12 protein-coding genes, 3 tRNA genes and 1 pseudogene are annotated in these 22,159 nt (G+C 70.4%); 5 read left to right on the forward strand and 11 right to left on the reverse strand.

The window, feature by feature from the left end; translation table 11 throughout:
* Nucleotides 1–100: 100 nt before the first annotated feature.
* From ACY0PA_RS15595 to ACY0PA_RS15605, 3 genes and pseudogenes are all read right to left on the reverse strand, one after another.
* Nucleotides 101–973 carry an LLM class flavin-dependent oxidoreductase gene (locus tag ACY0PA_RS15595; protein WP_473085193.1) on the reverse strand — a complete coding sequence of 291 codons (873 nt, stop codon included), beginning with the start codon at nt 971–973 and terminating at the stop codon, nt 101–103.
* Nucleotides 974–1,375: 402 nt separating this feature from the next.
* Nucleotides 1,376–5,050: a S8 family serine peptidase gene (locus ACY0PA_RS15600; RefSeq protein ID WP_473085194.1), complete on the reverse strand. Its 3,675-nt coding sequence runs from the start codon at nt 5,048–5,050 to the stop codon at nt 1,376–1,378.
* Between the two features lie 364 nt (nt 5,051–5,414).
* Nucleotides 5,415–6,041: pseudogene (locus ACY0PA_RS15605) on the reverse strand (MFS transporter); the annotation flags it as partial.
* A 137-nt stretch (nt 6,042–6,178) separates the two neighbouring features.
* Between ACY0PA_RS15605 and mreB the strand changes: the two are divergent.
* Nucleotides 6,179–7,216 carry a rod shape-determining protein MreB gene (mreB, locus tag ACY0PA_RS15610; protein ID WP_473085195.1) on the forward strand — a complete coding sequence of 346 codons (1,038 nt, stop codon included), beginning with the start codon at nt 6,179–6,181 and terminating at the stop codon, nt 7,214–7,216.
* Nucleotides 7,217–8,154: 938 nt separating this feature from the next.
* Here the strand turns inward: mreB and ACY0PA_RS15615 are convergent.
* The 5 genes from ACY0PA_RS15615 to ACY0PA_RS15635 form a co-directional block, all read right to left on the reverse strand.
* The gene (locus tag ACY0PA_RS15615) at nt 8,155–9,075 is read right to left on the reverse strand and encodes a hypothetical protein (RefSeq protein ID WP_473085196.1); all 921 of its coding nucleotides are present in this window, start codon (nt 9,073–9,075) and stop codon (nt 8,155–8,157) included.
* A gap of 429 nt (nt 9,076–9,504) precedes the next feature.
* Nucleotides 9,505–10,116 carry a hypothetical protein gene (locus tag ACY0PA_RS15620; RefSeq protein WP_473085197.1) on the reverse strand — a complete coding sequence of 204 codons (612 nt, stop codon included), beginning with the start codon at nt 10,114–10,116 and terminating at the stop codon, nt 9,505–9,507.
* An 830-nt stretch (nt 10,117–10,946) separates the two neighbouring features.
* Nucleotides 10,947–11,023, reverse strand: a tRNA-Ile gene (locus tag ACY0PA_RS15625).
* A gap of 187 nt (nt 11,024–11,210) precedes the next feature.
* A tRNA-Asn gene (locus ACY0PA_RS15630) sits at nt 11,211–11,283 on the reverse strand.
* 5 nt (nt 11,284–11,288) lie between these two features.
* Nucleotides 11,289–11,361, reverse strand: a tRNA-Asn gene (locus ACY0PA_RS15635).
* Between the two features lie 137 nt (nt 11,362–11,498).
* Here ACY0PA_RS15635 and ACY0PA_RS15640 point away from each other — a divergent pair.
* From ACY0PA_RS15640 to ACY0PA_RS15655, 4 genes are all read left to right on the forward strand, one after another.
* Nucleotides 11,499–11,807 carry a YtxH domain-containing protein gene (locus ACY0PA_RS15640; RefSeq protein ID WP_473085198.1) on the forward strand — a complete coding sequence of 103 codons (309 nt, stop codon included), beginning with the start codon at nt 11,499–11,501 and terminating at the stop codon, nt 11,805–11,807.
* An 85-nt stretch (nt 11,808–11,892) separates the two neighbouring features.
* Nucleotides 11,893–13,332: a xylulokinase gene (locus ACY0PA_RS15645; RefSeq protein ID WP_473085199.1), complete on the forward strand. Its 1,440-nt coding sequence runs from the start codon at nt 11,893–11,895 to the stop codon at nt 13,330–13,332.
* Between the two features lie 137 nt (nt 13,333–13,469).
* Nucleotides 13,470–15,203 carry an ABC transporter ATP-binding protein gene (locus ACY0PA_RS15650; protein WP_473085200.1) on the forward strand — a complete coding sequence of 578 codons (1,734 nt, stop codon included), beginning with the start codon at nt 13,470–13,472 and terminating at the stop codon, nt 15,201–15,203.
* A complete protein-coding gene (locus ACY0PA_RS15655; protein ID WP_473085201.1) occupies nt 15,203–17,131 on the forward strand; it encodes an ABC transporter ATP-binding protein in 1,929 nt (642 codons plus the stop codon). Before ACY0PA_RS15650 ends, ACY0PA_RS15655 begins: the two co-directional genes overlap by 1 nt.
* Nucleotides 17,132–17,298: 167 nt before the next feature.
* Here the strand turns inward: ACY0PA_RS15655 and ACY0PA_RS15660 are convergent, their stop codons facing one another.
* The 3 genes from ACY0PA_RS15660 to ACY0PA_RS15670 form a co-directional block, all read right to left on the reverse strand.
* Nucleotides 17,299–18,573 (reverse strand): RNA polymerase sigma factor, encoded by a 1,275-nt coding sequence (locus tag ACY0PA_RS15660; protein WP_473085202.1) that lies wholly within the window; start codon nt 18,571–18,573, stop codon nt 17,299–17,301.
* 346 nt (nt 18,574–18,919) lie between these two features.
* The gene (dnaG, locus tag ACY0PA_RS15665; RefSeq protein WP_473085203.1) at nt 18,920–20,818 is read right to left on the reverse strand and encodes a DNA primase; all 1,899 of its coding nucleotides are present in this window, start codon (nt 20,816–20,818) and stop codon (nt 18,920–18,922) included.
* 34 nt (nt 20,819–20,852) lie between these two features.
* On the reverse strand, nt 20,853–22,127 hold the full coding sequence (locus ACY0PA_RS15670; RefSeq protein ID WP_473085204.1) for an NAD(P)/FAD-dependent oxidoreductase: 1,275 nt from the start codon (nt 22,125–22,127) through the stop codon (nt 20,853–20,855).
* Nucleotides 22,128–22,159 lie beyond the last annotated feature (32 nt).

Below are 22,159 nucleotides of genomic sequence, written 5' to 3' on the forward strand. Positions count from 1 at the left end.
CGTCGGCCGGCTCGTCTGACGCCGACTCGCGCAGGTCACGCGGAGTCAACGCGGCGGCGCCGTCTCCCCCCACCCCACGGGGAGGCGGCGCCGCCGCGCGTCACGCTCCGCAGACCGCGGCCGCGTCCGTGAGGGCACGCAGCCGCGGAAGGATCTCGCCGGCGACGCGGGCCGGCTCGCCGGGAGACGGACAGCCGTAGAGGACGAACTCGTCGATGCCGAGCTGCCGGTAGGCGAACAGCCGCCGCGCCACCTCGTCGTACGTACCGATGACCGCGTCCTGCGCCGGCCCGCTCCGGTCGTCGTCCAGGATCCGGTCCGCCGCGTCCCGCGCCTCGGACGCCTCGCTTCGACCCACCAGGCGCAGGCGGAGCCCGTACCGCAGCCGCGGATTCCTGTCCCGCGATCGGGCGACGCGCTCCGCGACGACAGCGGGCGGCGCGCCCCTCACCAGCCGCACATCGGCCCGCCGGGCCGCGATGCCGTCGGCGTCCGGGGACTCGCCCCCGAAGTAGAGCGGCACCGGATGCTCGACGGCCGGGTCGCTCAACTGGGCGCCCTCGACCTGCACATGCTCCCCCTCGAAGTCGATGCGCCGGCCGTCGAGCAGGTCGCGCACGACGGCCATCACCTCGTCGGTGCGCCCGTAGCGCTGGTCGTGGGTCAGCCCGGCGCCGTGCGCGCCGACATCGAGCCTCAGGCGGCCGCCCGCGAACCGGCGGAAGGCGTCGGCCTGTTGGGCGATGACTGTGGGGCCCGCGCTCCCGGTGGGCAGGGCGACGAGGAAGCCGATCCGCTCGGTGTGGCGACAGAGCCCGGACGCGAGCGCCCACGGGTCGGGGCCGCCGGCCGGGATCGAGAGCGAGTCGAACCCGGCGCGCTCCGCGGCCAGGGCCGTGGGAGCCAGCGAGTCGATGTCGGCCGGCCGGCGGGCCGGCAGGTACCAGTGCAGCAGAGGATGGTTCTCGGGCATGACGACACCTCGGGAATCGCGCGGGGGCGTGGACTACTGCGGGAACGAACCGGCCTTCAGGACACGGAACGCGGGCGGGCCGGGCGAGGGGATGCCTCCCCGGCGCGGCCTCAGGAAAGGGCGTCGGTGCCGGGCGCGGCCGGACAGAGCATCGTCGACACACGCAGAAGATCCACGTGGCGGCGCGAGACGAGCACGCGCGAGACGAGTACCGGAGCCATGCACGCATCCTGCCCGTGGCCACCGCGCGCCCACAAGAGCGTTCCCGCATGGCGGACAGGACGTATCACAGGGTGGACGCCTGGACCACTGAGACGCACGCGGAGGCCCGGTGCGGCAGGCTGCCGCACCGGGCCTTCGATCACTACATCCCTACAGGTCAGAACCCCCGTACAGACCGGGCTACTTGACCCCCACCGCCCGGATGATCTCCTGGGTGACCTTGCCGCCCCGGTCGTCGCTCGCCGAGGCGCGCAGGGACACGTACTGCGCGTCGCCCGGCACCTTCAGCGTGCCCTTCCAGGACGCGCCGTGCCTGTCGAGCGTGACCTTCGTCCAGGTCTTGCCGTCGTCGTACGAGACCTCGAGGGCGCCGCCGCCGATCTTCCCGGTGTCCGGGGCGCCCTTGACGTACTCGGAGCTGATCCCGACGGGGACCCGGTGTCCGCCGCGGACATTGCCCGCGAGGTCGGTGTCGACGTCGAAGCCGAGGTTGAGCAGCGGCAGGAACGTCCACCGGTCGTCGGGGGTCTCGGCGGACTTGAACGTCCACTCGGAGTGGCCCTTCGTGGCCAGCTTCCAGCGCGCGGCATCGAGCGTCGTGTCGGTGACGACCTTGTAGGTGTGCTCGGCCGGGTCGGCGTCCCACACGTGCACGCCCGAACTCTGCTTCTTGTCCGCCAGCACCCCGTCGACGTACACCGAGGAGAACTGCGTCTGGGTGCTGTCGCTCCACACGTCACCGAAGCCGGTGTGGTCGGGGCCGGAGTCGCCCCAGCCGGGCACGTTGAACTGGAGGGTGTTACCGGCGCGCTGCTGGCCCCAGCCGAGACCGGTGCCGAGCCACGGGTGCCAGACCGGCTTGAACCAGTCGAGCTCGGAGTGCTTGCCGCCCTTGTAGGTGACGAGGCCGCTGCGCTGCTCCAGGTCGGTCGGGCCCGTCTGGACGGACTCGTGCCACTTCTGGCCGGTGCCGGTGGAGACGTAGTCGGTGCGCTCGGCCGGGTAGTCGATCTTCTGCAGGAAGCCGATGCCTATGGGGAAGGTGTCGGTGATCGAGTAGCGGAACTCGCCGCCCGCCTGAGGCTTCACGGCGTGGAACTTGGCGTCCAGGACGGCCAGTTCGGACGTGCCGGGCCGATAGGTCAGGTCGCCGCTCGGGACGGCGCCCTTGTGCTCGTCGGTGACGTCGAACACCCAGGGCGTGTTGCGGGTGCCGGTCATCGTGACGCTACGGCCCGCCGTCGCGTCCGCGGCGAGCTTCGCGCCGTCGGCGGAGTCGACCGTGGCGATCTGAAGCGCCTGGTCAGCGCCGTCGTCCGTGCCGAACCAGGCGTTGAGCCTGCCTGCCGCGTCGTCGGTGACGAACAGCGCCTTGGCGCCCGCGTCCTGGGCGGCCTGAGCGAGCTCGGCCGGGGAGAGCGCGTCGGTGCGCCGCACGAGGACGGCCTTGCCGCGCACGTTCTTGCCCGCGTAGTCGGCGGGCGCGCCGGCCCCGGCGTCCACGACCGCGAGGCTGCTGCGGCCCTCGGTCAGGGTGCCGCCGGGCTGGACGACGGCCTCACGGAGGCCGTCCACCTGGAGCGCGGGCTTTCCGAGGCGCCACACGGTGCGGTACTCGAAGGACCCGTCGGTGACCTCGTGGGTGGGCGCCGCGAAGATGCTGTCGTACTTCACGGGCACCTGGACCGCGCTCATGTAGTCGGCGCCGCCCGCCTTCCGGTCGGCCTCCATGAGAAGGTGGCGGGTCTCGGTGGTCCGGCCGACGTCGGCCTTGACCTCCTTCAACTGCCGCCCGTCGAGGGTGATCTCCCGGTCCCGGTCGAGCTTGACCGTCGGGTCGGCGAGGTAGCCGATTCCGAGGGAGTCCTTGCCGTGGCTGCCGTGCACGTCGAGGTAGGACTCGACGTAGTACGAGCCGGGCTTCAGGCGCAGCTGGAGCGTGCCGGAGTCACCGACCGTGGCGGGGAACGGATCGGTGTTGGCGACGAGCTGCTGCACGCCGAGATACGCGGCTGTCGGGGCGCCGTCCCGGTCCTTCACATGGACGGTGAGCGTGTACCGCTCCTCCTCCTTGACCAGGCCGAACGCCGTGTGCGCGACGGGCTTTCCGGCCACGGACGCGACGATCCGGCCGCTGGTGTTCCCGACGGCGGCCTCGGCGCCGTCACCGGTCACGGTCGTGGAGGCGGTGCCGTGCGCGGGCACGGTCAGCTTGCTGTCAGCGAGCGAGACGACGCCGTCGGGGGCGCCCTGCGCGGTCAGCGTCAGCTCCACCGCACTGTCGGAGGAGTTGCTGTAGGTGACCGTCTTCGTGACCGGCTTGTTGCTGTCGTACGGCCACTTGTAGTAGCCGAGGTCGGCGCTGCCGGTCGCGGTGACGTCCGCGGTCACGGCGTCGGGCACGCTGACGCGCCCCGAGCCCAGGTCGTAGGCGGAGTCGGCGAGTTCCTCGGACGTCGACATCAGCCCGTCCTTGAGCTGCGCGCCCGTCCAGTCGGGGTGTTTCTCGGCGAGCAGGGCCGCGACACCGGCGACGTGCGGCGTCGCCATCGACGTACCGCTCATGGTGGTGTACGGGCCGCTGCCGGAGACCAGCGAGGAGCGGGCGGCCAGGATGCCGACGCCGGGCGCGGACAGGTCGGGCTTGAGCCCGTTGTCCCCGAAGCGGGGGCCCTTGCTGGTGAAGTAGGCGGCCTCGTCGGCGGAGTCGACGGCGCCGATGGTGAGGGCGGAGTCGGCGGCGCCGGGCGAGCCGATGGAGCCGGGGGCGCCGGAGTTGCCCGCGGCGATGACGAAGAGGGCGCCGGTCTCCTTGGACAGCGAGTTCACGGCGGCGGCCATCGGGTCGGTGCCGTCGCTCGCCTCCTGGGAGCCGAGGCTCATCGAGACGACCTTGGCGTGGATGTCCTTGGCGGCCCACTCCATGCCGGCGATGATCTGCGACTCGCTGCCCGAGCCCTCATTACTGAGGACCTTGCCGACGGCGAGGGTCGCGTCGGGGGCGACGCCCTTCTCCTTGCCGTCGGAGGCGGCGCCGCTGCCGCCCACGGTCGAGGTGACGTGGGTGCCGTGGCCGTTGCGGTCCGCGACCTCCTGGCCCTCGATGAAGGACTTGGACTCGGTGACGCGGGACGCGAGGTCGGGGTGCGTGGTGTCGTAGCCGGTGTCGAGGACGGCGACCTTGACACCCTTGCCGGTGAGCCCGGCCTCCCAGGCCTTCGGGGTGCCGATCTGCTCGTTGCTCTCGGCCATGTCGGCCTTGACGCGGCCGTCGAGCCAGATCTTGCCGATGCCGTCGGCGAAGTCCTTGCCCTCGGGGGCGGTCACGGCGTTCCAGAACGTGCGGCCCTTGCCGGCGTCCAGGGCGGCGCCGCCGATGCTGGCGAGAGCGCGGGTCCGGTCGGCGCCCTTCGGGGTGCGCGCCGCGGAGCGGGCGCTCTTGCCTGCGTACGACACGATGACCGGCGTCGCATCGGCCTTGCTGTCGGCAAGCCCCTGACGTATCAGCTCACTCACGTCGAAGAGCCGCGCGTCCAGCGTTCCGGCCGCGAGGTAGGGGCGCGCCTCGTCCGGTACGACGCTGATCTTCCCGTCGTTCACCTGGGTCCTGACGGCGCCGGTCGCGCCCTTCGCGCGGTCGACGGTGACGGCCTTCTTCTCGCCGCCGAGGTCGGTGACGGTCACCTTGTCGCCGGTCACCAGGGTCACTGTGTGGGCGGCGCGGGCGGCGGGCGTGGTGGCGCGGGCCGCCGGGGCGGTGGTGTCACCGGCGACGGCCTGCCCGCCCGGAAGCAGCGCTAGCGCGAGCCCGGCCGACAGCAGTGCCGCGCCCCGTCTCGCTGGTCCTCTGGTCATCGTTGCCTCTCTTCGTAACCTCGGGTCGGGGTGTTACCCGAGCACTGCGAAGAGTGTGAAGTGCCCACTGTTACGGCGACATTGACGGGACCTGGCGGGAAGCTGCCCTGGCGCCTTCCCGCCAGGGAGCGATCCGGCTGCGATCCGACCGCGATCCGGCCGCCCTCCCGATGCCGGCGTCCGCGTGCGGCAGACAGCCCCAACACCCCTCGGCCACAACGGCGTTAGGCGTGTGTCCAGATCAGGGCCGGTTTACTGGTGACCGGCCGCAAGGCCGTGACCTGCGGCCCATGTGACCGCGGACAGCGGCGCCGCGCCCATCCCGGTCGCGTTCCCGCGCCAGGCGGCGCGGGCCTGCACTGCTCGCCGGAGGGTAGCCCCACAGGCCGACCACGACGCCGCCCAGCATGGGGCCGATGAGGCTGCCCGCTGTGGTCGTCATGGAGCCGAGCGCGTTCGCCACCGGCAGGTGCTCGGGCGGCAGGAGGCGCGGGATCATCGAGGTGCGCGCCGGGGAGTTGAGCGCCCCGCACATCGCCTGGAGGGCCACGACCGCGTAGGGCAGCCAGACGCGGTGGTAGCCGGCGAGCGCCGCGACGGCAGTGCCACGGACAGCGCGCACGAGCCGGTCGCGCTGTACAGGCCGAGCTTGCGCCGGTCCATCGTGTCCGCGATGGCACCCCCGTAGAGGCCGAAGACGACCAGCGAGAACAGCGAGAACAGGCCGACCAGGCCCACGGAGAAGCTGGAGTGCGTGATGTCGTACGCCTGGAGGGACACCGCGAGCGCGGTCATCGCCTGGCCCGTCCAGGACGCCGTGTTGCCGACCCACAGGCGCCGGTAGTCGACCGAGATACGCAGCGGGGTGAGATCGGCGAGAATCCGGCGGCGACCACCCGGCGCGGGGCCCTTCACCGGTGCGGGAGCGGGTCTCGCAGGCGTCTGCCTGGTCCGGCGAGGACGGGGTGCTGGTCACACGGGATGCTGACAACGCCCGGCAGGACCACCCGTCCGGCGGAACCCCGCCCGGCTCATTCCAGCGCGCGCCCGGCGCCACCCCGCCGCAGGATTTCAGAAGGGCCGTTATTTGACGACCCGTCACGGTCTGCGCTCTCGGGAGGATCTGCCATGACCGTCAGTCTGGAGCAGTTGCGCCGCTGCCATCTCGCCGTCGACCTGGGGGCCGCGCGGACCCGGGTGTATGTGAAGGGCGCGGGCCTCGTCGTCGACGAGCCGAGCGCCGCCGCCGTCAACACCCGCACCGGCGCCCTGATCGCGGTCGGTGAGCTCGCCGAGAAGATGACGGGCCGCACCCCCGACTACATCCGCGTCATGCGCCCCGTCTCCGGCGGCACTGTCGTCGACATCGACATGGCCCAGCGCATGCTGCGCCACCTCATCGGCGAGAAGCTGCGCCGCACGCTGCGCCGCAAGCCCCGGCTGCGCGCCGCCGCCTGCACCCCGCACGACGCCGACCCGCTCGCGCAGCGCGCCGCCGTCGAGACCATGGTCGGGCTCGGGGCGCGCCGAGTCGAACTCGTCGACACCCTCATCGCCGCCGCCGTCGGATGCGACCTGCCCGTGGAGCGCCCGGAAGGCACGATGATCATCGTGTGCGGCGCGGCCACGACGCAGATCGCCGTCCTGTCCCTGGGCTCGATCGTGACCGCCGAGCGCATCCCGGTCGGCGGCGACGCCATCGACCACGCGGTGGTCCAGCACCTGCGCCAGCACCACGAACTGATGCTCCCGTCCCAGTCCGTACGTCCCCTGCAGATCGCCCTCAGCGGCAATGGCCTCACCCCGTACGGCCCGGAGTCGACGGAGATCCACGGCCGGGACGTGGCGACGGGCCTGGCCCGCTCGGTGCTGGTCGACACGGCGGCCGTGCGCCACGCGATCCACACCCCGCTGACCGCCGTCCTCGACGGCATCGGCAAGGTCCTGCGGGACTGCCCGCCCGACCTGGTGGCCGACCTCGCCGACCGCGGCATCATGATGGTCGGCGGCAGCGCGCTGCTGCCCGGTTTCGACCAGATGCTGCGCGACGCCACGGGCGTACCGGTCCATATCGCCGAACGCCCGGACGTCTGCGCGGTCCTCGGCCTCGGCGCGATGCTGGAGGGCAAGGTCCAGCCCCTCACCCTCACCCCGGTAGCGGGCTGATTCCGGCGACCGGGATCAGGGCGAGCCCGCCCGCCCGCGCACCGAGCCCCAGGGCCGGTGCGCAGGCGGGCGGGCTCGGGCAGTCCACGGATGCGTCGCGACGCACGGGCATAGGGACCGGCCGGGTGGCCACAGATCATCAAAAAGTCCGGGACCCACGCACAGGACCAGCGCCACACACCCATCCCCTGCTCGGCACGGGGCGGCTCACGTCCGCACGCGCGGAGAGTCGTGACTGAGGAGGCTGGGGAGACTCGCTTGCCCTCGGCGAGGCCACGGTGTTCATCGTGACGCGTAGTGGTGGGCTCGCCCTCCCCGCCACTTCACCCATGTCTCGTCATCGAGGAGAGCGCTGTGAACCGTCACGCCGGCCTGACAGAGGAGTTCGACGAGGTCGGCATCACTCCGGGCGATCCCGGCGACGTGCCCCTGGATTGCTACCTGTCGGCCCCCGGTGGGGGTGGGCGGGTGCACGACTATCGGCGTGGAGTCCATACGGCGAACGGTGCTACAGGCCGGCCGAATCCGCGCGCCAGCTCCGGCGGGGAACGTTGCGCTGTTCGCGTGACTGGACACATCAACAGTGACGCGAGGCCGGGCCGCGACCGGTGTCGGGGAACGGCCTGTCCGGGAGCCTGGCGGCGTGCGGCGGCGTCCGGCCGTCCCGGCCGCACGCCGCCAAGTACTTTGCGCCCCCCCGCTGGTTCGCCTACGGATACAGCTCCCGGGGCCGCCTCATCACCGGGTGGCTCGCCAGGCCGTTCGCGCCGCTCGGTTCAGCCGGGCCGAGCCTCTGCGTGTGACGGACGCAAGGGCTCGCCGGGCACGTCCGCTCAGCCGATCGGCTGACGTCTTTGGCGCCTGATCCGGCGATGGGCCCTCCGTGGCCGGCAGTACGCGGGCCCCGCACCACGCGTCGTTCGTGCCCGGACACACCGTCAGGAACGGCTGAATCGTCGCAGCGGCCCCGCCGGACCGGACAGGTTCGTGAGAAGTGCTCGAGACGTTGCCGCGAGGCGGTTTTCGTCACGCCTTCCCGGGTCCGAACTTCGTGAGGAGTCGAAGGGCAAGGCGGGCTGCCAATGCTGTTCGAGGCGCCCCGTCGAACCCTGCCCGCAGATATCGGGATGAAACGAAGACGGGCGGCGAGCGAACTCCGCTGTCGAAGCCTGATTCTGCGACACCAACTGATTCGCCACGAGATAGATGAGCGTGGCGACCGCATCCCGATCCACGACCACTGTACGACCGCTGCCCACCGGCGCCTCGGGTGCCGAACTCTTTGAGCACCTTCTCGGCGCGATCGGAACGGCCCGTTCCCGCCGCCCGACCTCACCGGCCGGCGGAACACCGGACGCGCTGACCCTTGAGGGAATGGGCCGAATTCCGAGGGAGTCTCTGCGTTCCTCGATGTAGTCGAACTGTTGGTAGAACCCAGGCAGTTGAGACGTAGTCTCCGCGGATCCCGCGGCGATCTGCTCTCTGCCGCGCAGGAGTTCGCGATGCATTTCCCCGTACGCGCTGCCGAGCTTGACGGAGTCCTCGCCGCGATCACTCAGGCCGCTCGCGTAGGGGGCGGCAATGGCCAGCGCTGCCAGGCCCGACAGCCCGGAGATGAGAACCTGCGCCGTGAGCACGGAGGACTCGGCGACCACAGGCCAGGCCAGCAGGCCGGTGAGGAGGCTGACTCCTCCTGCGGCGACGCCGTAGAGGCGCTCCTTGCGTACCAGGCGGACGGCTTCGCGCGGCATCCTTCTTGCCCAGTACTCGGAGCTTTCGATGGTCTCTTCGAGTCTTTGCGAGATTGGTGCGGCGGCCGGCTTCTTCGTTTCTGTGAGCGATCTGTGCGGCATTTTCATGCATCCCTCAAGACCAAAGGGGCGGATTCGGCATCACGGATCGACGGAGCAAGCGGGCCGCTGCCTGGTGAACGCTCAACCCGCGCACAGTCGGCATCCCACCCCTTGCGATTTTCGGCTGGTCGGCCATGGCGCCGTTTCGTATACCCCCGTCCGTATGCGAAATGTGCAACATGGCCGACGGCAGCCGACGTGACTTTGAGGGCTCGATCGAGCCCGAGGAACCGGGCATACCTCGGCACGCCTACGACGAAGCGCGACATGCCCATGGGTGCGCCCGAGATCACCTTGTTGCAGGTACGGACGTGAGGTGATCCGTACGAGCATTCAGCCATCTCGGGCGCGGCGTGCCCGGCTGGGTTAACCTTTCGTTGATTGCCCCGGCCCGATTCCGGCGGGCCGGGGCCTCAACTATTCCAGCGGCCGGTGTTACCAGCTGCCCTTGCCGCCGCCGTAGCCACCGCCGTAGCCACCGTGGTGGTTGTCGACCACACGGAAGCTGCCCACAACGCCGTTCTTGACGAACACGCCGCCGCGGATGTGGTGGGGAGGCAGGATGCTGTTGCTGGTGCTCCACGGTCCGACGGTGGCAATGGGAGACCCGTTGTCGCAGGTCGCACCACGGAAGACCTCAACAGTCTTCTTGCTGTCGTTGCGGACGTTGAAGCTGCGCGAGCCCAGACCGCTGACTACGGTGATGCAGCCATCCGACCAGGGCGAGTAGGACCGCTCGTTGAAGAAGATCCGACCCTCGTGCTTGTAGTTGTTGTCGTGGTCGTTGTCGTCCCTCTCCTTGCCCTGGCCGGAGTCGCCACCGAGGGGCGCCGCCGCGGGAGCAGCCGCCTGACGAACAGCCGGAGCAGCCGGGGCGGCCTCCGTGCCGGCAGCAGCGGCGTAGTTGATGCCGGTGGCGGCGAGGGCTGCAGCGCCGGCAATGGCGGCGGTGACAGCAATGGAGCGCTTGCTCATGTCAGTTTCTTCCTTCTCGGAGAGATCGGCCGGACAGCCGCTCTGTGAAAGAAGATACAGAAATCGCCCCATTCGTCACTTATAAGACGTGCTGAAAATGCGAGAAATAATCCGAGTGGCCGTATGCCCGCGGAGGCGCCCGTCGGCCGCGGCGCCCGAACCGCCTCTCAATTGACGTGATTTACAGGCCAGTTGACGCCTCGTTAGCCCTATCAGGTGAACTCGCTGACGGCTGCTCAAAATTCCGACGGCGTGTCGCAGATTCCCGCGTGGCGCGCAGTCGCTCGCGTCCCTTGCCGGTCGGGGCGAGGCTCGTCGACGCCATGCAGACCGCGCTCGAGGGCGGCGGCCTCGCGATCCCCGGCATGCCCCGGGTGTCACGGGCGCCTTCGGCGGTCACGGCCATGGCCACGCAGACCGGGCCGGTTCGCGACCCGACCGTCCGCGATCTCGACGTCGATGGTGTCCCTCTTCGCAGATGAGGGAGAGCGCCATCCCGTCCGGTCCGCCGTTCCTCCGGACACTCCCCTGCCGCGCGCGGCGCCCAGTCCAGGCAGGTGCAGCGCCTCGGCGGCGAACCCGTTGCGGGGGGCCGCCGGGAAGCCGCAGCGAAACGCGCGGGCCGAAGAGGCGGAAGAGGTCGAAGGGGCGGGATCGATCAGATCACCGAGCGCACACCTGCCCGGCCCCTGAGGCGCCGGCGGCCGTCGTCATCGATGGCCCGCTCGACCGGCTCGCACCCCCCCCGACCCAGGTGACGGAGGTTGCGCCCAACGGCTTGCTCGTCAGCCCTTCGGGCCGGCAGCGGGCGGCCGACGGTCAACCTGACGGGTAATCACGTCCGCCGAACGACGGACGCTCCGGTGTGTCGCAGGTTAAAACGTTCCTGCATCGGAAACCCTTGGTGGGGCGGGTGGGACTCGAACCCACGGCCGACGGATTATGAGTCCGCTGCTCTAACCGGCTGAGCTACCGCCCCGTCACGGCGTGGCGCGTACATGTGTGCGCGCCGTCTGCCGCAGCATAGCCGCTCATACGATCTCCTGCTCCGGATGCCCGGCCTTGCTCGACGTAGAGGACTTCGCCGCGCCCGCAGACGGTTCCACCTGGTGGAGAAGACGACACGAAAAGGCCCCCGGGGGTTCCCCGGGGGACTTGTCCGTCAGCTCTCCCGACTGGACTCGAACCAGTAACCTGCCGGTTAACAGCCGGCTGCTCTGCCAATTGAGCTACAGGAGATCGAGCTCCCCCGACTGGACTCGAACCAGTAACCTGCCGGTTAACAGCCGGCTGCTCTGCCAATTGAGCTACAGGGGAATGTCTCGTTGCATCGAACGCATCTACCTGGGCACTCGCCAGGGGGCGTGCGCTCGCTGCGACACATACATTAGCGCAAGCAGGGGGGTGCTCCGCCAATCGGTTCCCCCGGTGATCACAAGGGAAGGGTGGCAGTCATGCGCTACCGGCTCACATTCGTCGCCGGTCTGGCCCTGGGATACGTGCTCGGGACCCGGGCCGGACGCGAGCGGTACGAGCAGCTCAAGAAGTCCGCCCGCGAGTTCGCGCAGAACCCCGCCGTCCGGAACTCGGCGGAGTCGGCGGCCCAGCAGACGCGTCAGTTCGCGGGCAGGGCGCTGCACTCGGTGAGCGAGAAGGTCGAGAGCCGGGTCCCCGACTCGGTGGCCGGCCGGGTGCGCTCGCTGCGGGAGCGCGGCCAGGGCGGCGACGGCTTCGAGGACGACTGGGGCACCAGCAACACCTGAGCCCCGCGGCCCCGCCGCAAGCGGGTCTTCGGCCGGGCCCCGGCCCGCGGGACGGGGCCGCCGCGGAGTGCGGCAGAATTCAGTCATGGGGATAGTCGCTGGGCTGGACAGTTCGCCCGATTTCACTCGGATCGTGGTCTGTGACGCGGACTCCGGTGCCGTGCTCAAGCAGGGCTATGCCCCGCACCCGCTCGAATCCGTCGAAGGCGGCGGCCGTCCCGCCGATGTCGATCCACAGGCGTGGCTCCTCTCACTCGGCGAGGCCGCGGGCGGCGGGCTGCTCGAAGGCGTGCAGGCCATCGGGGTCTCCACGCAGCAGAATGCCCTGGTGCCGCTGGACGCCCAGGGCAACACCGTGCGCCCCGCGATGCCAGGGGGCGACAAGCGGACGCAGGCCTCGGCCGCGGATCTCATCGACCGGCTCGGCGGGCGCGAGGCGTGGGCGCAGGCCGTCGGGTGTGTGCCGCAGGCCGCGCATCCGGTGACAAAGCTGCGGTGGCTGGCGAAGCACGAGCCGGAGGCCGCACAGCGGGTCGCGCTCGTGCTCCAGGCCCACGACTGGCTGGTGTGGCAGCTCCTCGGCCGGCCCTCGCGGCGGACCACCGACCGGGGCGGCGCCTCGGGCACCGGCTACTGGTCGGCGGCGAGCGGTTCGTACCGGCCTGACCTGGTCGAGCTGGCGCTCGGGCGCCAGGCGATGCTGCCGGAGGTGCTCGGCCCCGGGGATGCGGCGGGCACCACTCCGGAGGGGCTGATCATCTCTGCCGGTACGGGCGAGACGATGGCCGCGGCGTTCGGGCTCGGGGTGCGGCAGGGCGACGCCGTGGTGTCACTCGGCGCCTCGGGGTCGGTCATGGCGGTGCACCACGAGGCGCTCGTCGATCCGTCCGGGACGATCACCTCGCTCGCCGACGCGACCGGCATGCATCTGCCCGTCGTCCATACGCTCAATGCGGTGCGGACCCTGCGCGGTACGGCCGACATGCTCGGGCTCTCGGGGATCGAGGAGCTGTCCGACCTGGCGATGAAGTCGACCCCCGGTTCGCACGGGCTGGTCATGCTGCCGTATCTGGAGGGCGAGAAGACGCCGAATCTGCCGCACACCGCGGGCACCCTGAGCGGGCTGCGGCGGGAGTCGATGAAGCCGGAGCACCTCGCGCGGGCCGCGTTCGAGGGCATGCTGTGCGGGCTCGGGGACGCCATGGACGTACTGCAGGCGCGTGGGGTCGAGGTGCGGCGGGTGTTCCTGCTCGGGGCGGCGGCCGAGCTGCCGGCGGTGCAGGCCGCGGCGCCGATGCTGTTCGGGACGCAGGTCGTGGTGCCGCAGCCCGCGGACTACGCGGCGCTCGGTGCGGCGCGGCAGGCGGCGTGGGCGCTGAGCGGGCAGCTGCCGCAGTGGCAGGGCGCGGCCGCGCAGGTTCTGGAGCCGGGCGAGGAGCTGCCCGTCGGGCAGGCGGTGCGCCAGCAGTTCACCGCCGTACGGGAGCAGACGCACCCCGGAGCCTTCGATTCCGTGGGGGGATGAGCGTTTCGTCCCGCTCCACGTGGGTTTTTTGGCGGGCTCTTGGCTAAATCGGTTGAGGTAACGCGGGTGGAGTGTCGGACGATGGGGGTCGTGCATCACTGACCCCCACCATGTCGGCCGACTTCGAGAGACCGAGCGTGCTCATACGACTCCTTCGGACGTACCTCAGTCCGTACAAGAAACCCATCGGCGTGCTGGTGCTGCTGCAGTTTCTGCAGACCTGCGCCTCGCTCTATCTGCCCACCCTCAACGCGGACATCATTGACAACGGTGTCGTGAAGGGGGACACGGGCTACATCCTGGCCTTCGGCGCCATCATGATCGCGATCACCGTGGTCCAGATGGTCTGCAACATCGGCGCCGTGTACTACGGCGCGCGCACCGCGTCCGCGCTCGGGCGGGACGTCCGGGCCTCCGTGTTCGACCGCGTGCAGTCCTTCTCGGCACGCGAGATGGGCCAGTTCGGGGCGCCGTCCCTGATCACCCGCACGACGAACGACGTGCAGCAGATCCAGATGCTCACGCTCATGACGTTCACGCTGATGGTGTCGGCGCCGATCATGTGCGTCGGCGGCATCGTCATGGCGCTGGGCCAGGACGTGCCCCTGTCGGGCGTGCTGCTCGCCGTGGTCCCGGTCCTCGGGATCAGCGTCAGCCTGATCGTGCGCCGCCTGCGCCCGCTGTTCCGCACCATGCAGGTGCGGCTCGACACGGTGAACCGGGTGCTGCGCGAGCAGATCACCGGTAACCGCGTCATCCGTGCCTTCGTACGCGACGACTACGAGAAGGAGCGCTTCCGCGAGGCCAACGCCGATCTGACCGCGGTCTCCCTCGGCACCGGCAAGCTCCTCGCGCTGATGTTCCCGATCGTCATGACCGTGGTGAACATCTCGTCGATCGCCGTCGTCTGGTTCGGCGCGCACCGCATCGACAGCGGGGGCATGCAGATCGGCGCGCTCACCGCGTTCCTCGCCTATCTGATGCAGATCGTGATGAGCGTCATGATGGCCACCTTCATGTTCATGATGGTGCCGCGCGCCGAGGTCTGTGCCGAGCGCATCCAGGAGGTCCTCTCCACCGAGTCCAGCGTCGTGCCGCCGTCCGCGCCGGTGCGGGAGCTGCGCAGCCACGGTCATCTGGAGATCCGGGACGCGGGCTTCCGCTACCCGGGTGCCGAGGAACCCGTGCTCAAGGCCATCCAGGTCACCGCGCGCCCCGGTGAGACGACCGCCGTCATCGGCTCGACCGGCAGCGGCAAGTCCACCCTCCTCGGCCTGGTGCCGCGGCTGTTCGACGCGACCGACGGCGAGGTCCTGGTGGACGGCGTCGACGTGCGCACCATCGAGCCGGCGCTCCTCGCCAGGACCGTCGGGCTCGTGCCGCAGAAGCCGTACCTCTTCGCGGGGACCGTCGCGACGAATCTGCGGTACGGCAATCCGGACGCGAGTGACGAAGAGCTGTGGCACGCCCTGGAGGTGGCGCAGGCCAAGGACTTCGTGGAGAAGCTGGAGAACGGGCTCGACTCCCCGATCGCGCAGGGCGGCACCAATGTGTCCGGCGGTCAGCGCCAGCGGCTCGCGATCGCGCGGACGCTGGTGCAGCGGCCCGAGATCTATCTCTTCGACGACTCGTTCTCCGCGCTCGACTACGCGACGGACGCCGCGCTGCGGGCCGCGCTGGGGCACGAGACCGCCGAGGCGACCGTGGTGATCGTGGCCCAGCGGGTCTCCACCATCCGCGACGCTGACCGCATCGTGGTCCTCGACGAGGGCCATGTCGTGGGCACGGGCACCCATCACGAGCTGATGGACGGCAATGAGACGTACCGGGAGATCGTTCTCTCCCAGCTGACGGAAGCGGAGGCGGCCTGATGGCGGGGCCAGGCGGGCGGATGATGGCCGGGGGCGGCCCCGACCAGCGTTCGATGGACTTCAAGGGCTCGGGCAAGCGGCTCATCAGGCAGTTCAAGCCCGAGAAGACGACGATGTACGCGATGGTCGCGTGTGTCGTCCTGAGTGTGGGCCTGTCGGTGCTGGGCCCGAAGATCCTGGGCCGGGCGACCGACCTGGTCTTCGCGGGCATCATCGGGCGTGAGATGCCGTCCGGGAGCAGCAAGGCGCAGGTCATCGCGGGGATGCGGGCCAAGGGTGACTCCGGGGTCGCCGACATGCTCTCCGGGATCGACTTCACGCCCGGCCAGGGCATCGACTTCGACGCCGTGGGCTCCGTGCTGGGACTCGCCCTCTGTACGTTCCTGGGGGCCGGTCTCCTGATGGCCGTGGCGACGCGGCTGTCGAACCGGGCGCTCAACAAGACCGTCTTCCGGATGCGCGAGGACATCCAGGCGAAGCTGTCGCGCCTTCCGCTGTCGTACTTCGACAAGCGGCAGCGCGGTGAGGTCCTCAGCCGCGCCACGAACGACATCGACAACATCGGCCAGACGCTCCAGCAGACGATGGGCCAGCTCATCAACTCGCTGCTCACCATCATCGGCGTGCTGGTGATGATGTTCTGGATCTCGCCGCTGCTCGCGCTGGTCGCGCTGGTGACGGTGCCGCTGTCGTTCCTGATCGCGACGCGGGTCGGCAAGCGGTCGCAGCCGCAGTTCGTGCAGCAGTGGAAGACCACCGGCAAGCTGAACGCGCATATCGAGGAGATGTACACCGGCCACACCCTGGTGAAGGTGTTCGGGCGTCAGGAGGAGTCGGCGAAGGCGTTCGCCGAGCAGAACGACGCGCTCTACGAGGCCGGGTTCAAGGCGCAGTTCAACAGCGGGATGATGCAGCCGCTGATGTTCTTCGTGTCGAACCTGAACTACGTGCTCGTCGCCGTGGTGGGTGGCCTGCGGGTCGCCTCGGGTTCGCTGTCGATCGGTGACGTCCAGGCGTTCATCCAGTACTCGCGGCAGTTCTCCATGCCGCTGACCCAGGTCGCCTCGATGGCGAACCTGGTGCAGTCGGGCGTCGCGTCGGCCGAGCGGATCTTCGAACTGCTCGACGCGGACGAGCAGGAGGCCGACCCGGCGCCGAGCGCGAAGCCCGATCTGCTGCGCGGACTCGTCGAGTTCGAGAACGTGTCGTTCCGCTACGAGCAGGACAAGCCGCTCATCGAGGACCTGTCGCTCGCCGTGGAGCCGGGTCACACCGTCGCCATCGTGGGCCCGACCGGTGCCGGCAAGACGACGCTGGTCAACCTGCTGCTGCGGTTCTACGAGGTGACCGGCGGGCGCATCACCCTCGACGGGGTCGACGTGGCGAAGATGTCGCGCGACGAACTCCGTTCCGGGATCGGCATGGTGCTCCAGGACACGTGGCTGTTCGGCGGCACGATCGCGGACAACATCGCGTACGGCGCCACGAAGGACGTCACGCGGGAGCAGATAGAGGAGGCGGCACGGGCCGCCCACGCGGACCGGTTCATCCGGACGCTGCCCGAGGGCTACGACACCGTGATCGACGACGAGGGGGCGGGGGTCAGCGCCGGTGAGAAGCAGCTCATCACCATCGCGCGCGCGTTCCTGTCGGACCCGGTGATACTCGTCCTCGACGAGGCGACGAGCTCGGTCGACACCCGTACCGAGGTGCTCATCCAGAAGGCGATGGCGCGGCTCGCGCACGGGCGGACCAGCTTTGTCATCGCCCACCGGCTGTCCACTATCCGCGATGCCGACACCATCCTGGTGATGGAGAACGGGGACATCGTGGAGCAGGGCACGCACGATGCGCTGCGCGCCGCGGGTGGGGCGTACGAGCGGCTGTACGAGGCTCAGTTCGCGCAGGCTGTGGTGGAGGTGGAGTAGGCGCGTCACAGGGGGGCGGGGTTCTGTGTGCGGGTCGTTCGTGGCTTGTTTGCGCAGTTCCCCGCGCCCCTGATGGTTCTCTCTGCGGGTCGTGGGGGTTGAGCGCGCCCACGCGGCGCAGCCGCACATGTCAGAGCCCCGCGCCCCTTATGGGGCTCTGCCCCGCGTCAGTCCAAGTAGCCCCTCAACTGGTCCGCGAACGCGTGGTCCCTGAGTTTGTTCAGGGTCTTGGACTCGATCTGGCGGATGCGTTCGCGGGTCACCCCGAATATGCGGCCGATCTCCTCCAGCGTGCGGGGGCGGCCGTCCGCCAGGCCGTAGCGGAGCTGGACCACCTTGCGTTCGCGTTCGCCGAGGGTCGACAGGACCGCCTCCAGGTGTTCGCGCAGGAGGAGGAACGCGGCCGATTCGACGGGGGACGTGGCGTCGCCGTCCTCGATCAGGTCGCCCAGCGCGACGTCGTCCTCCTCGCCCACCGGCGCGTGCAGCGACACCGGTTCCTGGGCCAGGCGCAGGACTTCGCTGACCCGCTCGGGCGCGAGTTCTAGGTGGGCGGCGACCTCTTCGGGGGTGGGTTCGTAGCCGCGTTCCTGGAGCATGCGGCGCTGGACGCGGACGACCCGGTTGATCAGCTCGACGACGTGCACCGGGACGCGGATCGTGCGGGCCTGGTCGGCGAGGGCCCGCGACATGGCCTGCCGGATCCACCAGGTCGCGTACGTCGAGAACTTGTAACCGCGGGCGTAGTCGAACTTCTCGACCGCCCTGATCAGTCCGAGGTTTCCCTCCTGGACCAGGTCCAGCATGGTCAGGCCGCGGCCCACGTAGCGCTTGGCGACCGAGACGACCAGGCGGAGGTTGGCCTCGATGAGGCGGCGCTTGGCCATCCGGCCCATGACGACGAGTCTGTCGAGGTCGATGGCGAGCTGGGAGTCGGGGTCGGGGGTGCCCGTCAGCTTCTCCTCGGCGAAGAGTCCGGCCTCGACCCTGCGGGCCAGGTCGACCTCCTCCGCGGCCGTGAGCAGCGGGATCCGTCCGATCTCGCGCAGGTACTGGCGGAACAGGTCCGAGGAGGGGCCGCCGGTGTCGGTGCGGCCGCGGGTGACCGGGGGCTCGGGAGTCTCGGCTTCCACGATGTCGAGGAGGAGGGCGACGGGCGGGCGGGGCCCGGCCTCCCGCGACTGAGTCTCCGCCTCGGACCCTGGCTCTGACTCCGAATCCGGCTCTGACTCCGGATCCGGATCCGGCGGTTCGGCGGTTCCGGACGCCTGAGGGGCGTCGGCGGGAGCGTCGGGCGGGTCGGAGTCCGGGTGGTTCTCCGGCCCCCTCTGCTGGGGGACGGCCGGGAGTGCCTCTCCGTCCGTGTCCGGCGCGGGGGCGCCGTGGGCGCCGTGGGCGCTCTGACGCGCGGCACCGGTCTGGCTGAGGGTCTGGGTCTGCACGGGGCGACCTCCAAGGTGATCGCTGCTGAGGCGTGCGGCAGGGGTACACCGGGATCGGCGACGGCGGCCACACCGCTGTCCGTCCCGTACGCGATAGGCGGAACCGCGGGGGTGTCGGACCCGTTGTCGGGGTTCCGGCCGCGCTCCGAGGACTCAGGCACCGGACCCAGTGTGCTGTACGACACAACGCCGCCACGAGGGGCGTGCGGGGACTTTTTGAGTCCGGTGCGTGACCGCCCGATTACCGTGCACGACGCCTGCCCCTGCCGGGCGGGCCGAAACCGGCCGGGCGGCCCTCGTCACGGGCCCGCGGGGCAGGCGGGAGTCTGACGACAGGCCCTGACGGTCAGAGCGCCTGCGCGCCGAGGTCCTGTAGTGCCCTGTCGTAGCGCTGGAGGACCATCAGCTCCTCCTGGACGGCGGACAGGCGCGCCGGGTCGCCGTGCGTGCCCAGGCGGGTCAGGGAGCCCTGTACATCGCGGATGCGCCGGTCGACGGCGCGGCGGCGCACGGCGACGAGCTGCTGGCCTGCGTACACCTCGTCGACGGATCTGCGCAGGATCGCCTCGACGGCGAGCTCGGTGACCATGGCGCGCACCGCGTCGTCGGGCGCCACCTCCCGGACCCGTACGAGATACGCCTGCGGGTCCTGCGTGCCGAGGTCGGCGCCGCCCGCCTCCATGATCGCCTCGCGCACCGCGGCGTACGGGGCGGCGGTGAACTCGTCCACGCCGTACGCGTCGAAGGCCGGGGAGACCAACTCGGGCCGCTGGAGGGCGAGTTTGAGCAGCTCGCGCTCGGTGGCGTACACGGGGTTGCGCAGGGTGAGGGCGGGGCCGGCGGCAAAGGCGCGCGTCGCCGCGGCCTCGTAGGACTGCTGCGGGCGGGCCGGGGCGGGGCCGCGGCCGCCACGGTCGCGGGCCCAGCGGGCGAGCTGCGAGACGCGCTTGACGACGAACTGGGTGTCGAGGATGCCGAGCATGCCGGCGAGCTGGACGGCTACCTCGTGCTGCGCGCCGCTGTTCTTGATGCGGGCGACGACGGGGGCGGCCTCGTCCAGCGCGGAGGCGCGGCCGGCGGGGGTCTCCAGGTCGTACCGGGAGACGATGTGGCGCAGGGCGAACTCGAAGAGCGGGGTGCGGGGTTCGACGAGGTCGGCGACCGCCTCGTCGCCCTTGGCCAGGCGCAGGTCGCAGGGGTCCATGCCGTCGGGGGCCACGGCGATGTACGTCTCGGCGGCGAACTTCTGGTCGTCCTCGAAGGCGCGCAGGGCGGCCTTCTGGCCCGCCGAGTCGCCGTCGAAGGTGAAGATCACACGGGCGCTTCCGTTGTCCATGAGGAGGCGGCGCAGGATCTTGATGTGGTCGCCGCCGAAGGCGGTGCCGCAGGTCGCGATGGCGGTGGTGATGCCGGCGAGATGGCAGGCCATCACGTCCGTGTACCCCTCGACGACGACCGCGCGGCTCGACTTGGCGATGTCCTTCTTCGCGAGGTCGATGCCGTAGAGCACCTGGGACTTCTTGTAGATCGACGTCTCGGGCGTGTTCAGGTACTTCGGGCCGTTGTCGTCGTCGCGCAGCCGGCGGGCGCCGAAGCCGACGACCTCGCCGCCGATGTCGCGGATGGGCCACATGAGGCGGCCGCGGAAGCGGTCGATGGGGCCGCGGCGGCCCTCCTGGGCGATCCCGGAGGTGATGAGCTCCTTGTCGGTGAACCCCTTGCCGCGCAGGAAGCGCGTGAGGTGGTCCCAGCCGGCCGGGCTGTAGCCGACGCCGAAGTGCGCGGCGGCGGCCTGGTCGAAGCCGCGCTCGGCGAGGAACTTGCGGCCGATCTCCGCCTCGGCGCTCTCCAGCTGGTCCATGTAGAACTGGGCGGCCGCCTTGTGCGCCTCGACCAGGCGGATGCGCTCACCGCGCTGGTGCGAGGGGTTGTAGCCGCCCTCCTCGTACCGCAGGGTGATGCCCGCCTGGCCGGCGAGGCGCTCCACGGCCTCGGAGAAGGAGAGGTGGTCGACCTTCATCACGAACGTGATGGTGTCGCCGCCCTCCTGGCAGCCGAAGCAGTGGAAGAAGCCCTTGCTCGGGCTGACCTGGAAGGACGGCGACTTCTCGTCGTGGAAGGGGCACAGGCCCTTGAGGTTCCCGCCGCCCGCGTTGCGCAGTTGCAGGTACTCGGACACCACGGCGTCGATCGGGACCGCGTCCCGGACCGCCTTCACGTCCTCGTCATTGATCCTGCCTGCCACGCAAGAATTCTACGGTGACCCGCCGACACTCACGTCACCCGTCCTCCCCCTCGAGCAGCGCCGTGAGCGCGACGGACGGATCCGCCAGGCGTTCCGTCCCGGGCCTGGCACCGGAGCGGATGAGGGCCTGGATGGTCTCCGTGACGTCCCACACGTTCACGTTCATCCCGGCGAGCACCCTCCCGTCCCCCAGCCAGAACGCGATGAACTGCCGCTTGCCCGCGTCCCCCCGGATGACCACCTGGTCGTAACTGCCCGGGGGCGCCCAGCCCGAGTACTCGAGGCCGACGTCGTACTGGTCGGAGAAGAAGTACGGCACCCGGTCGTACGTCACCTCCTGGCCCAGCATGGCGCGGGCGGCAGCCGGGCCGCCGTTGAGCGCGTTGGCCCAGTGCTCGACGCGCAGCCGGGTCCCGAAGAGGGGGTGCTGCACGGCCGCCACGTCACCGGCCGCGTAGATGTCCGGGTCGGAGGTGCGCAGCGAGGCGTCGACGGCGATGCCGCCGCCGTGCGAACGGTCCACGAGTTCGATCCCGGCGGACTCGGCGAGCGAGACGCGTGGGGCGGCGCCGATCGCGGCCAGCACGTCATGGGCCAGGTGCTCCTCACCGTCGTCGGTGAGGGCGGCGAGGACCATGCCGTCCTGGCCGGTGATGCCGGTGAGGCGGGTCCCGAAGTGGAAGCGGACGCCGTGCTCGGCGTGCAGGTCGGCGAAGATCTGGCCGATTTCGGGGCCGAGGACCGCGTGCAGCGGGGTTGCCTCGGGCTCGACGACGGTGACCTCGGCGCCGTACTCGCGGGCCGCCGCGGCGACCTCGAGGCCGATCCAGCCCGCGCCCGCGATCACGATGTGGCCGTTGTCCCGGCCGAGGGAGGCGAGGACACCCTTCAGGCGCTCCGCGTGGGCGAGGCGGCGCAGATGGTGCACGCCGGCCAGCTCGGTCCCCGGGATGTCCATGCGGCGCGGCTCGGCGCCGGTGACCAGGAGCAGCTTGTCGTACTGGACGACCGTGCCGTCGCCGAGCCGGACGTTCTTCACGGCCGGGTCGACCGCTACGACGGTCTGGCCGAGGTGCAGCTCGATGTCGTTCTGCGCGTACCAGGCCGGTTCGTGGACGAAGACGCTGTCCCGTTCCTCCTTGCCCTGGAGATAGCCCTTGGACAGGGGTGGGCGTTCGTACGGGTGATCCCTCTCGTCCCCGATGAGGATCACTCTGCCGTTGAAGCCCTCGGAGCGCAGCGTCTCGGCCGCTTTCGCTCCGGCGAGCCCGCCTCCGACAATGACGAACGTCTGATCCGCGTCGACCACGTGATGCCTCCTCTTTGCCATGGCGCCATATG

This window comes from Streptomyces sp. DS1-CR2 (assembly GCF_055760475.1).

Bases quoted from the DNA above. Each gene is read 5' to 3' on its own strand.
- ACY0PA_RS15595 (WP_473085193.1), bottom strand. From the start codon at position 973: ATGCCCGAGAACCATCCTCTGCTGCACTGGTACCTGCCGGCCCGCCGG.
- ACY0PA_RS15645 (WP_473085199.1), top strand. From the start codon at position 11,893: ATGGGGATAGTCGCTGGGCTGGACAGTTCGCCCGATTTCACTCGGATC.
- ACY0PA_RS15615 (WP_473085196.1), bottom strand. From the start codon at position 9,075: ATGAAAATGCCGCACAGATCGCTCACAGAAACGAAGAAGCCGGCCGCC.
- ACY0PA_RS15600 (WP_473085194.1), bottom strand. From the start codon at position 5,050: ATGACCAGAGGACCAGCGAGACGGGGCGCGGCACTGCTGTCGGCCGGG.
- mreB (WP_473085195.1), top strand. From the start codon at position 6,179: ATGACCGTCAGTCTGGAGCAGTTGCGCCGCTGCCATCTCGCCGTCGAC.
- ACY0PA_RS15620 (WP_473085197.1), bottom strand. From the start codon at position 10,116: ATGGGGCGATTTCTGTATCTTCTTTCACAGAGCGGCTGTCCGGCCGAT.
- ACY0PA_RS15640 (WP_473085198.1), top strand. From the start codon at position 11,499: ATGCGCTACCGGCTCACATTCGTCGCCGGTCTGGCCCTGGGATACGTG.
- ACY0PA_RS15655 (WP_473085201.1), top strand. From the start codon at position 15,203: ATGGCGGGGCCAGGCGGGCGGATGATGGCCGGGGGCGGCCCCGACCAG.